This is a genomic window from Ensifer sp. GW823-FHT05D09, assembly GCF_058795755.1.
In genome coordinates, this window is the sequence record NZ_JBXAIA010000011.1 from 77,657 (window position 1) to 91,724 (window position 14,068).

General features: G+C 61.3%; 13 protein-coding genes. 7 read left to right on the top strand and 6 right to left on the bottom strand.

Annotated elements, in window-relative coordinates; all coding sequences use genetic code 11:
- Positions 1 to 49 precede the first annotated feature (49 nt).
- The 3 genes from AC1Q80_RS25800 to AC1Q80_RS25810 are packed head-to-tail and all read left to right on the top strand — an operon-like array spanning position 50 to position 3,679.
- The gene (locus tag AC1Q80_RS25800; protein ID WP_173423097.1) at positions 50 to 1,267 is read left to right on the top strand and encodes a glycosyltransferase family protein; all 1,218 of its coding nucleotides are present in this window, start codon (positions 50 to 52) and stop codon (positions 1,265 to 1,267) included.
- Positions 1,268 to 1,271: 4 nt separating this feature from the next.
- Positions 1,272 to 2,516, top strand: coding sequence for a glycosyltransferase (locus AC1Q80_RS25805; protein ID WP_492362266.1), 1,245 nt, complete (start codon positions 1,272 to 1,274; stop codon positions 2,514 to 2,516).
- Positions 2,513 to 3,679: a glycosyltransferase family protein gene (locus AC1Q80_RS25810; RefSeq protein ID WP_492362267.1), complete on the top strand. Its 1,167-nt coding sequence runs from the start codon at positions 2,513 to 2,515 to the stop codon at positions 3,677 to 3,679. The genes AC1Q80_RS25805 and AC1Q80_RS25810 overlap by 4 nt, the downstream gene beginning before the upstream one ends.
- On the opposite strand, the gene AC1Q80_RS25815 is transcribed toward AC1Q80_RS25810, so the two are convergent.
- Entirely contained in the window at positions 3,657 to 4,331 is a 675-nt protein-coding gene (locus AC1Q80_RS25815) for a class I SAM-dependent methyltransferase (RefSeq protein WP_173423434.1), read from the bottom strand. The two genes, AC1Q80_RS25810 and AC1Q80_RS25815, sit on opposite strands and share 23 nt — an antisense overlap.
- A 318-nt stretch (positions 4,332 to 4,649) precedes the next feature.
- Here AC1Q80_RS25815 and AC1Q80_RS25820 point away from each other — a divergent pair, with 318 nt between their 5' ends.
- The 4 genes from AC1Q80_RS25820 (at position 4,650) to AC1Q80_RS25835 (ending at position 9,379) form a co-directional block, all read left to right on the top strand.
- On the top strand, positions 4,650 to 7,352 hold the full coding sequence (locus AC1Q80_RS25820; protein ID WP_492362268.1) for an ABC transporter transmembrane domain-containing protein: 2,703 nt from the start codon (positions 4,650 to 4,652) through the stop codon (positions 7,350 to 7,352).
- A gap of 92 nt (positions 7,353 to 7,444) precedes the next feature.
- Entirely contained in the window at positions 7,445 to 7,909 is a 465-nt protein-coding gene (locus tag AC1Q80_RS25825) for a cyclic nucleotide-binding domain-containing protein (RefSeq protein ID WP_077501973.1), read from the top strand.
- A gap of 99 nt (positions 7,910 to 8,008) precedes the next feature.
- Positions 8,009 to 8,770 carry an FkbM family methyltransferase gene (locus AC1Q80_RS25830; RefSeq protein ID WP_492362269.1) on the top strand — a complete coding sequence of 254 codons (762 nt, stop codon included), beginning with the start codon at positions 8,009 to 8,011 and terminating at the stop codon, positions 8,768 to 8,770.
- A 189-nt stretch (positions 8,771 to 8,959) separates the two neighbouring features.
- Complete coding sequence (locus AC1Q80_RS25835) at positions 8,960 to 9,379, top strand: CBS domain-containing protein (RefSeq protein WP_492362270.1); 420 nt, start codon at positions 8,960 to 8,962, stop codon at positions 9,377 to 9,379.
- 110 nt (positions 9,380 to 9,489) lie between these two features.
- On the opposite strand, the gene AC1Q80_RS25840 is transcribed toward AC1Q80_RS25835, so the two are convergent.
- From AC1Q80_RS25840 to AC1Q80_RS25860, 5 genes are all read right to left on the bottom strand, one after another.
- A complete protein-coding gene (locus AC1Q80_RS25840; protein ID WP_492362271.1) occupies positions 9,490 to 10,194 on the bottom strand; it encodes an OmpW/AlkL family protein in 705 nt (234 codons plus the stop codon).
- 191 nt (positions 10,195 to 10,385) lie between these two features.
- On the bottom strand, positions 10,386 to 11,132 hold the full coding sequence (locus AC1Q80_RS25845; RefSeq protein ID WP_492362367.1) for an ABC transporter ATP-binding protein: 747 nt from the start codon (positions 11,130 to 11,132) through the stop codon (positions 10,386 to 10,388).
- Complete coding sequence (locus tag AC1Q80_RS25850) at positions 11,126 to 11,938, bottom strand: ATP-binding cassette domain-containing protein (protein ID WP_173423090.1); 813 nt, start codon at positions 11,936 to 11,938, stop codon at positions 11,126 to 11,128. The genes AC1Q80_RS25845 and AC1Q80_RS25850 overlap by 7 nt, the downstream gene beginning before the upstream one ends.
- Complete coding sequence (locus AC1Q80_RS25855) at positions 11,935 to 12,786, bottom strand: ABC transporter permease (RefSeq protein WP_492362272.1); 852 nt, start codon at positions 12,784 to 12,786, stop codon at positions 11,935 to 11,937. Before AC1Q80_RS25855 ends, AC1Q80_RS25850 begins: the two co-directional genes overlap by 4 nt.
- Positions 12,783 to 13,736, bottom strand: coding sequence for an ABC transporter permease (locus AC1Q80_RS25860; RefSeq protein WP_345791092.1), 954 nt, complete (start codon positions 13,734 to 13,736; stop codon positions 12,783 to 12,785). Before AC1Q80_RS25860 ends, AC1Q80_RS25855 begins: the two co-directional genes overlap by 4 nt.
- Positions 13,737 to 14,068 lie beyond the last annotated feature (332 nt).

The window sequence follows — 14,068 nt, forward strand, 5'->3', positions numbered from 1 at the left end:
CGGCGTCGCGTCTTTTGGTACGTTTTTTCCTGAGCGAAAGGTTTCTGGCATGATGCGGCGCTTAGAAGATGCCCGAATTCTCATGTACAGCCACGACACTTTCGGGCTCGGCCACCTGCGCCGATGCCGTACGATTGCGCATTCGCTGGTGGAAGACTATCGGGGTTTGAACATCCTGATCATTTCGGGCGCAACGATTGCCGGTGCGTTCGATTATCGCGCACGCGTCGATTTCGTGAAGATACCGAGCGTCATCAAGCTGCATAACGGCGAATACACGTCCCTCGATCGCCATATCGAGCTAGACGAGACTTTGAAGATGCGCCAGTCGATCATCCGGCACACGGCAGAAACCTTCAAGCCGGACATCTTCATCGTCGACAAGGAGCCGATGGGGTTGCGCGGCGAGGTCGAGGAGACGCTGACCTACCTCAAGGCGCATGGTACCACGCTTGTGCTGGGCCTGCGCGAGGTGATGGATGCGCCGCATCTGCTCGAAGCGGAATGGAAGCGCCGCGACACCATGCGCAAGATCGAGCAGTATTACGATACGATCTGGGTCTATGGCCCGCCGGATTTTTACGATCCGCTCACGGAACTCGAAGTGCCACCTGCGGTGCGCGAGCGCATGAACTTCGTCGGCTTCCTGCAGAGGAGCGTGCCGCGCGAGGAATTGCCCGGCCATAAGCCGGAAGGCGATTACATTCTCGTCACGACCGGTGGCGGTGGCGATGGTGCCGAGCTGATCCACGATTTCATTCATGCCTACCAGCAGGATCCGGAGCTGACCCATAAGGCGCTGGTGGTCCTCGGCCCCTACATGCCGGTGAAAAAACGCGAAAAGCTGATCAAGAAGGGAAGCAAGATCCCCTACATCAAGATCATCGAATTCGACAACCGCATGGAAGAGCTGATCGCGGGAGCCAAGGGCGTCGTCGCGATGGGCGGTTACAACACCTATTGCGAGATCCTGTCTTTCGACAAGCCGGCGCTGATCGTGCCCCGTATCCAGCCGCGTGAAGAGCAGCTGATCCGCGCACGCCGCGCCTCCGAGTTGGGTCTCATCGACATGTTGCTGCCCGAGGAGGCCGAGAACCCCTTGCGTTTCGCTGCTGCGTTGAAAGCGCTGCCGCAACGTGCACCGCCATCCAAAAGCTGTGCCAACGGGCTACGGCTCGAGGGGCTCGTCCATATCTCGGAAATCGTCGGTGGGTGGCTCGGCGAGCAGTCGGGCGAGCATCTGAGCATCGTCAAGAAATCGAGCTGAAGCATTGCCAACAGACCGCAAGATTGCCGTCGTTCTGAAAGGATACCCGCGCCTTTCGGAAACCTTTATTGCGCAGGAATTGCTCGGGCTTGAGAAGGCCGGGCATGATCTCGTCCTGATCGCGCTGAGACGTCCGACCGATGGCAAGCGCCATCCGGTGCATGACGAGATCCGCGCGGATGTGCACTATCTGCCGGAGTATCTGCACGAGGAGCCGCTGCGGGTTCTTAAGGCGCTGGTGCGTTCACTGCCGAAACCGGGTTTCTGGCAGGCGCTTGGGCAATTCTCGAAGGACCTTGCACGGGACCCGACCCGCAATCGCTTCCGTCGTTTCGGACAAGCGCTGGTGCTTGCATCGGAGTGGCCGGGTGATCCAGGCTGGCTGCATGCGCACTTCATCCATACGCCCGCTTCGGTCACGGCATATGCAAGCGTGATCGCGAGCACGCCATGGACCTGTTCGGCGCATGCCAAGGATATCTGGACATCGCCCGACTGGGAGCTTTCCGAAAAGCTCGGTCGCGCGCGCTGGACGGTGACGTGCACGCGCACCGGATATGAGCACCTGCGGAGCCTGACATCGCAGAAGGCAAGGGTGAACCTGAGCTATCATGGTCTCGACCTTCAGCGCTTCCCGCATTTCGACGGCAAACATTCGATCCGCGATGGCTCCGATAGGGCGGAACCGGTCCGCATCGTCAGCGTCGGCAGGGCGGTGGGCAAGAAGGGGTACGATGTCCTCCTGAAGGCGCTCGCCCTGTTGCCGCCCGAGCTGCATTGGCGCTTCGAGCACATCGGCGCCGGAGAATTGACGGGGAAGCTCAAGGTTTTGGGTGACGAACTCGGCATTTCCGGCAGAATTGCCTGGAAGGGTGCACTCGACCAGACGGACGTGCTCGCGCACTATCGAACCAGTGATATCTTTGCGCTCGCCTGCCGCGTGACGGCCGACGGTGATCGCGATGGCCTGCCGAATGTGCTCGTCGAAGCGTCGAGCCAGCGGCTTGCTTGCGTGTCTACGGCAATATCAGGCGTGCCCGAGCTCCTGATTGACGGTGAAAACGGCCGAGTCGTTCCTTCGGAAGATCCGCAAGCGCTGTCGCTCGCCCTGGAAGAGCTGATCCGCAACCCTGCGCGCCGCAGCCAGCTGGGCGCTGCTGCCGAACGGCGGGTGAGGACGCAGTTTGACCATCACTCCAGCATCGAGCAGCTGACGAACCTGTTTGCACACGAGTGGAAATCGGCATGACACGGCAGCTGCGGGTCTTCTTTTATGTCCAGCATCTGCTGGGGATCGGCCATCTGGCAAGGGCAAGCCGCGTTTGCAGTGCGCTCGCTGTCGATGGTTTCGACGTCACGGTGGTCACTGGCGGTACACCGGTTCCCGGCTTTCCAGCGTCCGAATTGAAGCACGTCGCGCTTCCACCGGTCGTTGCCGGCGACAAGGGGTTTTCGGGCCTCGCCGACGAAACCGGAAAGCCCGTCGATGATGATTTCAGGGAACGTCGGCGGAACATGCTGCTGGACGCATTCCGCACATGTGATCCGGATGTCGTGATCTTCGAGGCCTTTCCGTTCGGGCGGCGCCAGATGCGGTTCGAGCTGATGCCGTTGCTCGACCTGATCGAGGCGTCAACCCCGCGCCCGCTGGTGGCTACATCGCTGCGCGATATCCTGCAGGAGCGGAACAAGCCGGGCCGGGCGGAGGAAATGCTGGAGCTGGTGCAGGCGCATTTCGACCTCGTGCTCGTGCATGGCGATCCCGCCTTTGCCCGGCTTGAAGAGACGTTTCCATACGCGCGGGAGATCGCCGACAAAGTCGCCTATACCGGCCTCGTCGCGGGCAGCGCGCCTGCGCTGCCGCTGGAGCGGTTCGATGTGGTCGTTTCGGCCGGCGGCGGCGCGGTCGGTAAGGAGCTGATCGGCGCCGGCCTGGAGGCCGCGAAACTTCTGCCGCCGGAGCTTAGTTGGTGCCTGGTGACCGGGCCCAATCTGCCGCAGGTCGACTACGACGCATTCGAATCCGCCGCTCCGGGGAATGTGAAACTGTTCCGGTTTCGCCGGGATTTCGCCAGCCTGCTTTCCGGTGCGCGGCTTTCCGTCTCACAGGCCGGTTACAATACGGTCTGCGACATCATTCGAGCGGGTTGCGCATCTCTGCTGATCCCGTTCACGGCCGGCGGCGAAACGGAACAATCGACGCGGGCAGCGCGACTGGAAAAGCTCGGGCTCGCCGGCGTCCTGCCCGAGCACGACGTATCGCCTGCTCGCCTGGCGCGCGATGTCGAAACGCAGCTTGCTCGTGCGAAGCCGGCAATGCCGCCGCTTGACCTCGAAGGCGCCGCCCAGACGGCGGCGATCCTGCGTGCGTGGCTTTCGAAGGCGCCCGTCAGACCGTCCCGATCAGCATGAACCGTGTGTATTTCTTCGTCGGCAAGGCGCCGGCGAAATCGAGCGTCGCAAGTTTCGCCTGGTCGGCGAACGCTTCGACGGACGCAACGCAGTTGATGTGTGTCGGTTCGCTGAAATAATCGTTGGACTGCAGGAGGACACGTGTGCCCGCCGGTATCAGCTCAAGCCAGCTGCGAAGATCGGCGATGTGTTCGCAGCTCGTGTTGACGATCAGGTCGGCGCCGAGACGAGGGTAGTCGATCGCATACATATCGGCGGTGACCGCGCGAAAACGGTCGGCATGGGTCGCGTTGAGCGTGCGTGCCACAGTCTCGACCGAGGGGTCGATGTCATAGCTTTCAGCTGCGGCAATCTCGAAGCGGCGGTCCTCCAGCAACATTGCCGGAAGGATCCCGTACCAACCGCCCAGAACCACGATCCGCTGATAGGATTTTCCTGCTGCTTCCAGCAGCGTGTCGCGCGCCCAGATCTTGCAGGCGACCTGCTTGTGGTTGAAGGCGTTGGCGATATCGGCGTCGGGGTGTTTGGCGATCACCTTGGCGATACCGTCGATCAACGGACTTCTGGTGTAAGCGGCAATTCCGCGCGTCAGGTCGAAAGCATTTTCGTACCAGTCGCTCGCGGGAGTAGGGTGGTGGCTGGCGTGTTTCATGCTGCCGTTGTAAGCTGGCGGGCAATCGAGTGCAACAAGGGCGCTCTTCTCCCTTCGTACGAGTTCCACCTCTTGTCATGGAATTCGATCGAGGGTCTCAAAGGCGAAGGCAGGTGTCCATTGCGGATTTCTCTTGCACCTGCATAATCTAATAAACCGGATTCGAAACCGGATCGGATTTCGCCGAAACGCGTTCGCGGCCAAAGGCCTGTGCCAATTCAGTCGAGATGCGCGGTAAGCAAGCATATCGTGGCCGGGTATGGTGGCAGCCCTCGCCGCACACATCGTAGTGTTCAATAAGGTCCCGTTGCCAGAAACATGGAATCACGCCTCTCCCGCTACATTTGGACCCATACGCGCAAGGACCAGCTCTGGATTCTGGTGGTCGTCGCGTTTTCCATGATCCCGTATTTCCTGTCCTTCGATCTGCCCAAGCAGATCGTCAACGGACCTATTCAAGGTGACGGCTTTGACAGTCCGGAAGCGACGCAGGCGTTCCTGGCGATCTCTTTTGACCTGCCCTATCTGGGGACGATCAATCTGTTCGACGGCTTCCAGCTCGGCCGCGAAGGTATGCTTCTGGCACTGAGCCTCGTCTTCCTGCTGCTTGTGGTGGTGAACGGCCTTTTCAAGTTCTACATCAACACCTTCAAGGGACGGCTCGGCGAGCGTCTCTTGCGACGCATCCGCTTCGAACTCGTCGATCGGGTGCTGCGGTTTCCACCGACGCATTTCAAGAGGGTGAAGCCGGCCGAGATCTCGACGATGATCAAGGATGAAGTGGAGCCGCTGGGCGGTTTCACTGGCGATGCCTTCGTGTCGCCGGCGCTGCTTGGTGGCCAGGCATTGACGGCCTTGATCTTCATTCTGCTGCAGAGCTTCTGGCTCGGTCTCATCGCCACGGTCATCGTCGCCGTGCAGGCGATCATCATTCCACGCATGCGCAAGCGGCTGCTCGTCCTTGGGCGGGAGCGCCAGCTGACCGCGCGAGAATTGTCCGGCCGGGTGAGCGAGATCGTCGACGGCATCGGCACCATCCGGGGATACGACACCTCCAATTTCGAGCGCGCCGACATCGCATCGCGACTCGCCCGGATCTTCAAGATCCGTTACGACCTTTACCAGTGGAAGTTTCTGGTCAAGTTCATCAACAACTTCCTCGCCCAGGTGACGCCCTTCCTGTTCTATTCGATCGGGGGCTATTTCGCGCTTCAGGGCCGGCTTGACATAGGCCAGCTTGTTGCCGTCATCGGCGCCTACAAGGATCTGCCGGGACCTCTGAAGGAACTGATCGACTGGGATCAGGCGCGCCAGGACGTGCAGGTCAAATATGCGCAGGTCGTCGAGCAATTCAGCGTCAATCCGCTGCTCGATCCCAAGGTTCACGCGATCGCCGCGACAAGTGCCGAGCCTTTGAGCGGCGCGCTCGCCGCGGTCAACCTGACTGTGACCGATGATGGCGGCGCGACGCTTCTCGATCACGTTTCGCTGCAGGTGCAGCCAGGCGAGGCGGTCGCACTCAAGCCCGGCGGCGAAGTGCTGGCCGAAGCTTTCGCCCGACTGATCTGGCCGGCGAGCGGTCGAATTCTCATCGGCAGCCAGGATATTCTGGAGATGCCGGAATCGGTTACCGGCAGACGCATCTCCTACGCTTCCTCGGATGTCTACGTGTTCCAGGGCAGCCTTGGTGACAACCTGCTCTACGGGTTGAAGCACGCGCCGTTGACGGAAGTGCACTATGAAGGTGAAGGTGCGGTCCATCGCAAGTGGGAGCTGGTCGAAGCCAAGCTCGCCGGGAACCCACACTTTGACGTCAATAGCGATTGGATCGACTATCGGGCTGCTGGCGCAACCGGGCCCGAGGATCTGTTGGTCAAGATCAGGCCGGTCCTCGATGCCGTTCTTCTCACCAACGACGTGATGGCGCTCGCGGTCCGCTCTACCATCGATCCGAACCGCAATGCGGCTTTTGCCGCCGGTATCGTCGAGATGCGTGGTGCGCTGCGGCAGCGCCTCGAAAAGGAAAAGCTCAGCGATCTCGTGGTGTTCTTCGAGCCCGGCTCGTACAACATCGAAGCGACCATCGGCGAAAACCTGCTCTTCGGTACGATCACCGACCAGGTAATGTGGGACGGTGCGCTCGATGGGCATCCATTCTTCAAGACAGTGCTGCAGCGGGTCGGCCTGCGTGATGTCTTCTATGAGATGGGTCTGGAGATTGCCGAGAACGTTGTCGAACTGTTCCGCGACTTGCCGCCGGATCACCCGTTCTTCCAGCAGCTGACCTTCATGACGGCTGAAGATATCCCCGTTTATGAGGCGTTGTTGCAAAAGGTTCGCGGCCGCGCGCGCGCCGATGTTGCCGAGGACGATCAGATCAAGATCATTCGGCTTTGTTTCGGTTACATCGAACCTCGTCACCGTTTCGGTCTGCTGACCGACGAGCTCATGGCAAGGATCGTCGCAGCACGACGCGAGTTCGACGAAGGGCTGCCGGCGGACCTCGCAGGCATGATCGAGCACTATCGTCCGAACCGCTACATCGCTTCCGGCAGCATCATCGATAACGTGCTTTTCGGGCGCATTGGCCACAAGCACGCCGACGGATCGGAGAAGATCCGGGCGATCGTGCGCGATCTTTTCGAGGCTGTCGGTCTCTACAACGATGTGCTCGCCTTCGGCTTCGATTTCAACGTCGGCGCTGGGGGGAAGCGACTGACGGCGGGTCAGCGGCAGAAGCTGGATCTGGCTCGCGCGCTCATCCGCATCTGCGATTTCTACATCTTCAACCAGCCGCTGCTGGCACTCGACCAACGCGTTCAGGAACAGGTGATCCGCAACGTCTTTGCGCTACTGCGCCAGGATGGTCGCAACCCGGCAATCGTCTGGGTCGTTGCCAATCCGGCGGTGATGGAACTGTTTGACCGCGTCGCAGTTTTCGAGAATGGCCGTCTGCTTCGCGACGATGATACGGAAGTGGGGGCTAACGAAGGACCCGACTATAAGGAAATGGCATCTTGATGTAATATTAATGTCAGGGCACGAGCATAAGGTCCCGCGGCGAAGCGGGACACGGGTTGCCCTCGACCGGATACTGGGAGAAACGGATTGTGATGTTGCTCAAGGACGAAGTGGAAATGCTGCGCCGGATAACCCTGTTTTCGGGATTGCCGCCTGCAAAATTGAAGCTTCTTGCCTTTACCTCCGATCGGGTCATGTATAGCGCCGGGGAGGCCCTTTTCTACCAGGGTGATATCGGCGACGCCGCCTATGTCATCCTCTCCGGCAAGGCCGACGTGCTGGTGACGACCGCAGGCGGGCCGCTGAAGCTGGCGGAGGTAGAGCAGAACTCGATCGTCGGCGAAATCGCCATTCTCTGTAATACCCCGCGAACGGCAACCGTGCGCACCACGACCCCGCTCGAGGCCCTGCGCATCCGCAAGGACGACTTCCTGAAGCTCCTGGCCGACTTCCCGGAAATGGCGGTGGAGATCATGCGCGTGCTGGCCGACCGCTTGAGCCAGACGACCGCTGAACTGACGGAAGCGCGCAGCCGCAACGAGCGCATGGAAGCGTGAAACCATCTCGGCGGCGCCTGCCTTTGACATGTCCTGGCCGCATGGAAGATCTTCGCAAAAACGATTCCGCTTCGCCGGGATATGGGTTAGAGAAGCGCCATGCGTGCGATCACCTACTTCTGTAAGACAGTCCATTTCCCCGACAAGCCTGAGAAGAAGCGTTTCTTTACGCGCCTTCAAAGCGGCGAGTGGGAGCCTTGCACTTTCCAGAACATCGAACGCCTCGTCGACGGCAACACGACCTTTGTCGATATCGGCGGCTGGATCGGCGTGACGCCCTATTGGGCGGCTCAGATCGCCGACAATGTCATTACTGTTGAACCCGACCCCGTCTGCTTCGGCATACTGAAGGAAATGGAGCCGCAGAATGAGGGCGATGTCACATTGATCAATGCCGCGCTCTCCGAGGACGAGGTGCTGGTGCTGAACTCGGTCGGCGGCGGTTTTGGCAGTTCGGAAACCTCGGCGTTGATCGCGGACGAGACCGGGCAGGCCATCAAGGCGAAAACGATCAAAATCGCCGAATTGCAGTCGATGGCGCGAACCGACAAGCTGTGTTTCAAGATCGATATCGAGGGCTATGAGTACAGGTCGCTGGCTCAGTTCGGGGATATCGATCGGGCGCGGACAGCGGGCGTCCTGCTTGCCGTGCACCCGCAGATCCTGTTCGCCTCGCTGAGTGGCCCTGTCATCGTCAGGGCGTTTCGCACCATCATGGCGACCTTCGGCCTGGTCCGAAGCTTCAACGGCTTCCGCCTCGACAATCCCTCGGCGATATGGACTGCCCTCAAGAAGTCCGCCGCCCGGCGTGAATTCCGCGGTTTCGATCTTCTCTTCGTTGCCAAGGGCGACGGCCGGTAACCTCGCTCTTCCCAGATCAAAGCTTCTCGCTCTTCTTGCGCACGGCAGCCGACACTGGCCGTGTGGCCGGACGACCGACTTCCTGCTGGAGTTGGAATAGCCACGTTCGCTGACCATGCCGGCTGCGCGGATCAATGATTGGCCACGATCTTCGTCTATCCTCACTCCTCCAAACCGTAGGAGGACGCCATGAGAACTTGGGAAGCCATGCACCCCGGCGCGCGCTGGATAGCCCCTGAAACGGATTTGCGCACAGTGGCAAGGATCATGCGCGATGAGGATATCGGCGCCCTGCCGGTTGGCGAAAACGATCGCCTCATCGGCATGGTGACAGACAGGGACATTGCAGTTCGGGCCTGGGCGAATGGGCACGACGCTGCGTCGTTGACCGCGCGCGACGTCATGACGAAGAACATCGTCTACTGCCGCACCAGTGAGAGTATCGAAGAGGCCGTCCGTCTTATGGAGGCAAACAAGGTGCGGCGCCTGCCGGTCATCGATGACGAAAAGCGCATGGTCGGCATGTTGTCGCTCGGCGATATCTCGCACGCGACCAGCCGCGAACTGACGACCGGATTGGTCAAGGCCGTAACCGCACATCACGCATGACATGCGACTGAAGGACTGGATGCGCCTTCGCCGCTGAACGGTGACGAAGGCGCATAGTCGTTCGGCTGCATCGGTCTTGATGTAGCCCTGCTTCGTACTGGCGATGAACGTCAGAAGCGGTAGCTGATGCCCGTTCCGATCAGCCAGGGATCGAGCTTCACCTTTCCGGTCACAGCACCGGCGCCCGGTAGGGTCGCGCTGACGTCCGTCTCCAGGAACAGTTTCTTCACGTCGAAATTGATCCCCCAGTGATCATCGAGCTTGATGTCGACGCCGGCCTGCAGGGCGACGCCGAAGGTGTTCTTGAGGTTGAAGCTGGAGAAGTCGCCCTTGGCCTTTTCGTTGTAGAAGATGGTGTAGTTCACGCCGGCGCCGACATAGGGCTTGATCGTGTCGGTCAGATTGACGTGGTACTGCAGCGTCAGCGTCGGCGGCAACAACCAAGCCTTGCCGATCTCGCCCAGGCCGGCGATCGAGCCGCTGCCCCGGGCCGTGTGCGGGGTCGTGCCAAGGATCAGTTCCGCCGCAATATTGTCGGTGAAGAAGTAGGTAATATCGAGCTCGGGCACGACCGAATTGCTGACGCCGACCTTTTCGCCGTCGAGCGACGTGCCGTTCAACTGCAGCGAGGCCCTGTCCTCCGGCAGGACGGCAAGGGCGCGAGCGCGGATCATCCATGGGCTCTGCTCGCTGATGGCCGGCAATTCAGGGGCAGGTTCGCTCGGTGCAGTCAGGTCCGCGGCGGGCGCCGCAGTGACCGAGACCGCCAGCAGAAGAAGTGCGGCGGCGGTTGGCAGGATGGAGCGAGTAGACATGATTCCGGACCCCCAGAAGAGTTTCAAATTTGCCATTTAGGGCAGGCGGCTGCAGGGAATCTGCGGCCGCGGGCACTATGGGCAACTCCGCTCGAAGAGGGGTTGTTCTAGATCAAGGTATTCTGTTTGTTGACGATATGGTCGTTGCCGGCAGATTCGTGACCTGACGAAAGGCTATCGAGGCGAAAGGCTCATGCGGGCATCCGCGGGATGCTGGATAGCAGCCGCTGTGTATAGGGATGCTGCGGTGCTGCCAGGATATCGCGCGTCTTACCGCTCTCGACCACCTGTCCCTTTTCGAGGATGACCATCTCCTCGCAAAGTGCTGCGACGACACCGAGGTCGTGCGACACAAACACCAGCGTCAGCGTTGCGGAAAGGGTCTTGAACAGATCGACGATGCGGATGCGGGTCGACAGATCAAGCGCGCTGACCGCTTCGTCTGCAAGAATGATCTGCGGGCGTGCGACGATGGCGCGTGCAATTGCGATGCGCTGGCGCTGGCCGCCGGAAAATTCGTGCGGATAGCGCTGAATGGCGTCGAGCGGCAGGCCGACGGCCTCCAGCGCCTGCGCCACCGCGTCCTTGTGCGGTCCGGGGATGCGCAGCGATTGCAGCGGCTCGGCGATGATGTCGAGCACCTTCTGGCGCGGATCAAGCGAGGAGTAAGGATCCTGGAAGACCGGTTGCACCGCGCGCCGGTAGCTGCGCATGAATGCGCCATCGGCCGGATCGAGCGCATCGTCACCGAAGCGAATGGTGCCGCTGGTGGGCCGCCCGAGCCCAAGCAGCAACCGCAGCAGTGTTGTCTTGCCGGAGCCGGACTCGCCAACCAGGCCGACACTGGCGCCGGCACGCACGCTGAACGACACATCGGTCAAAACCTTGCGGTGGCGGGAGTAGCCGAAATTCACATTCCGCAGGTCGAGCATCAGGATCCCGTCCGTCCAAGGGCCTCGTCGAACACACGTGCGGCGTCGACGAGCGTCTGTGTATAATCATGAGACGGATTGCCGAAGACGTCGGCAACGGCGCCCTCTTCAACCGCGATCCCGTCGCGAAGCACCATCACCCGTTCCACCACTTCGGCCACGACTGGCAGGTCATGGCTGATGAAGAGAAGCGCCATTCCGGTTTCGCGAACCAGCCCATCGAGCAGCTTGAGGATTTCGGCCTGCGTGGTCACGTCGAGCGCCGTTGTCGGTTCATCGGCGATCAGAAGTTTTGGACGGCAGGCGAGCGCCATGGCAATCGCCACACGCTGGCGCTGGCCGCCCGACACTTCGTGCGGATAGGCGTTGGCAATGCGCTCCGGCTGCGGCAGCGCGACCTTGTCGAGCAGGTCGAGCACTTCGCGGTCGACCGCTAGTCGCGTCACGCGTCCCTGCTCGCGCGCGAGCCGGCGGCGGACGGGTTCGGCAATCTGCTTGCCGATCTTCATCAGGGGGTCGAGCGCTGTCAGCGGCTCCTGGAAGACGACTGCGGTTGCAACCCCACGAAGCCGGTTCAGATGCTTGTCATCCGTGCCGACCACCTCCTGGCCATCAAGCATGATCGAGCCAGTGACGGAGATGTTCGCCGGCAAAAGCCCGGTAATGGCCATCGCGGTCATCGACTTGCCCGAACCGGATTCGCCGATCAATCCCATGCGTTCGCCGGAGCCGATGGAGAAGGACACGTCCGAAACCAGTGTCTTGCCACCGGTACTTACGGTCAGGCCCTGAACAGAAAGCAAGGCGCTCATCGTGATCTCCCGCGTGTCGGGTCGCCGACATCCCGTAGGCCATCGGCAAGGAGGTTCATGCCGATGACCAGTGCGACAAGGGCAATGCCCGGCGCGATTGCGCCGACGGGGGCGGTATAGACTGTGCCTTGAGCTTCCTGCAGCAGCCTGCCCCAGGAGGCGTTGGGTGGCGGTGCGCCAAGGCCGAGATAGGAAAGCGACGCTTCCGCGATCACTGCCAGGCCGAATTGCAGAGCGAAGTTGACCGAGAGTGTCGGCCAGATGTTGGGCAGCACATGGCGCACGACGACGCCCGGCCAGGAGGTGCCAGAGGTCCGCGACGCGATGATGTAGTCCTGACGCAGCACGCGCTTTGCGAGGATGCGGGTCAAACGGGCGACGATCGCCGAAATCGCCAGGCCGAGCGCCAGGATCGCCGACCATAGGCTGGCACTGTCGCTCGCGGCAACGACCAGCATCGCCAGCAGCAGCGTCGGAAACGCGATCAGGATATCGAGCGTGGCGGCCATGACATCGTCAAGCAGGCGCGTGGCGAAAGCAGCGAGAATGCCGAGCGTCACGCCGATCGAGGCGCCGATCGCAACCGCACCGGTGCCGACGATCAAGGCCGTTCTGGCGCCGATCATGATTTGCGTCAGGTAGTCGCGGCCGAGCCGGTCCGTGCCGACCCAATGGAGCAACGACGGCGCTTCGAGACGACCGCCGGAGGCATTGAGCGGATCGTAGGGCGTCCAGAACAGGGTGAGGATCGCGACCGCGACATTGAGGCCGACGAGGGCAAGCCCGATCGAGAGCGCCAGCGAATGTCTGCGGGCGGGGCGATCCGATGAAAGGTCCAATGCGGTCATGTTGCAGCTCCCGTCGCCCGTTCGCGCAGACGGGGATCGATGACACGCTGGAGCAGGTCAGCGGCGAAGCCGATCAGCAGCACCAGCAGGGTCGAGATGAACAACACGCCCTGGACGTTCGGGTAGTCGCGCTGCTCGATTGCAAGCAGCAGCATCGAGCCGAGGCCGGGCAGGGCGAACACCCGCTCGACCACGACGGCGCCGAGCAGGGTTGTTGCAAGTTCGATGCCAAGGATCGAGACGATCGGCACGGCGCCGTTACGAATGCCATGCCGGATCAAGGCTTGCGAGAAGCTGGCGCCGAGCGCTCGGGCGGTTCGCAGATAGTCGCTACCCAAAACGTCCTGCGTCGCAGATCGAATGTAGCGGATGAGGGAGGCTGCCATGACGAGCCCTATCGTTAAAACCGGCAGCGCGAGCGCGTAAAGAACCTGGCCCTCGTTCTGCCAACCGCGCCGAGGGTAGCCGCCGGAGGGAAAGAGCCGGAGATTGACGGCAAAGACGGTCACCAGCAGGATGCCGACCCAGAAGACCGGTATGGCTATGCCAAGCTGAGACACGGTCGAAATGGCCGCACCATACCAGCGATTGGCTTTGACGGCCGAGAGGATGCCAAGCGGAACGGCGATGGCGATCGCGAGCGCGAAACCGAGCAGCGCCAGCGGCACCGTCACGGTCAGGCGCGTGGCAATTTCCTCGACAACGGGCTTGCCGCTGACAAAGGAAGCTCCGAGATCGAAGCGGGCGAGGCTTCCGACGAAGCGCAGGAACTGCTCCCAGAGCGGCAGGTTGGAACCGACCTGTTCGCGCGCCGCCTCGATCTGTTGCTGATCGGCACCGACGGAGAGCAGGGCGTTCGCAGGGTCGCCCGGCAGCAGACGCAGCAACACAAACAGCACCACCGCAGCAATCAGCAGCGACAGGATCAAGATGGCGAATCGGCGCAGGATATAGGCGAGAATGGCAGGATTCCTTTCGTCCGACAGGCGTGACGCCCGAGGCCGGCAGTGCTGGCTTTTGCACAAAAACAACCGTGACGCTACTGCATTGTCCCCGAAATGAGCATCGATTTCCGCGGAAATGATCCGGCGGGTTTCAAACGCTGCACTGCACTTCGGGCATCCGAGCCGGCGCGGGGAGCAGTCGCAAATGCGGGCGAAAATGATCTGACCTTGCGTTGCTGTTGTCGGCGCAGTGAAGCGGACTGACGTGCAACGCAAAGGAGCCCCAAATCGCTTGGGGCTCCTTCATCAGCGCGTCGTTACAACGGAGAACTCAGAGC

Coding starts and splice junctions, on each gene's coding strand:
- AC1Q80_RS25840 (WP_492362271.1), bottom strand. CDS start 10,194: ATGTCTACTCGCTCCATCCTGCCAACCGCCGCCGCACTTCTTCTGCTG.
- AC1Q80_RS25815 (WP_173423434.1), bottom strand. CDS start 4,331: ATGAAACACGCCAGCCACCACCCTACTCCCGCGAGCGACTGGTACGAA.
- AC1Q80_RS25810 (WP_492362267.1), top strand. CDS start 2,513: ATGACACGGCAGCTGCGGGTCTTCTTTTATGTCCAGCATCTGCTGGGG.
- AC1Q80_RS25850 (WP_173423090.1), bottom strand. CDS start 11,938: ATGAGCGCCTTGCTTTCTGTTCAGGGCCTGACCGTAAGTACCGGTGGC.
- AC1Q80_RS25835 (WP_492362270.1), top strand. CDS start 8,960: ATGAGAACTTGGGAAGCCATGCACCCCGGCGCGCGCTGGATAGCCCCT.
- AC1Q80_RS25825 (WP_077501973.1), top strand. CDS start 7,445: ATGTTGCTCAAGGACGAAGTGGAAATGCTGCGCCGGATAACCCTGTTT.
- AC1Q80_RS25800 (WP_173423097.1), top strand. CDS start 50: ATGATGCGGCGCTTAGAAGATGCCCGAATTCTCATGTACAGCCACGAC.
- AC1Q80_RS25830 (WP_492362269.1), top strand. CDS start 8,009: ATGCGTGCGATCACCTACTTCTGTAAGACAGTCCATTTCCCCGACAAG.
- AC1Q80_RS25820 (WP_492362268.1), top strand. CDS start 4,650: ATGGAATCACGCCTCTCCCGCTACATTTGGACCCATACGCGCAAGGAC.
- AC1Q80_RS25855 (WP_492362272.1), bottom strand. CDS start 12,786: ATGACCGCATTGGACCTTTCATCGGATCGCCCCGCCCGCAGACATTCG.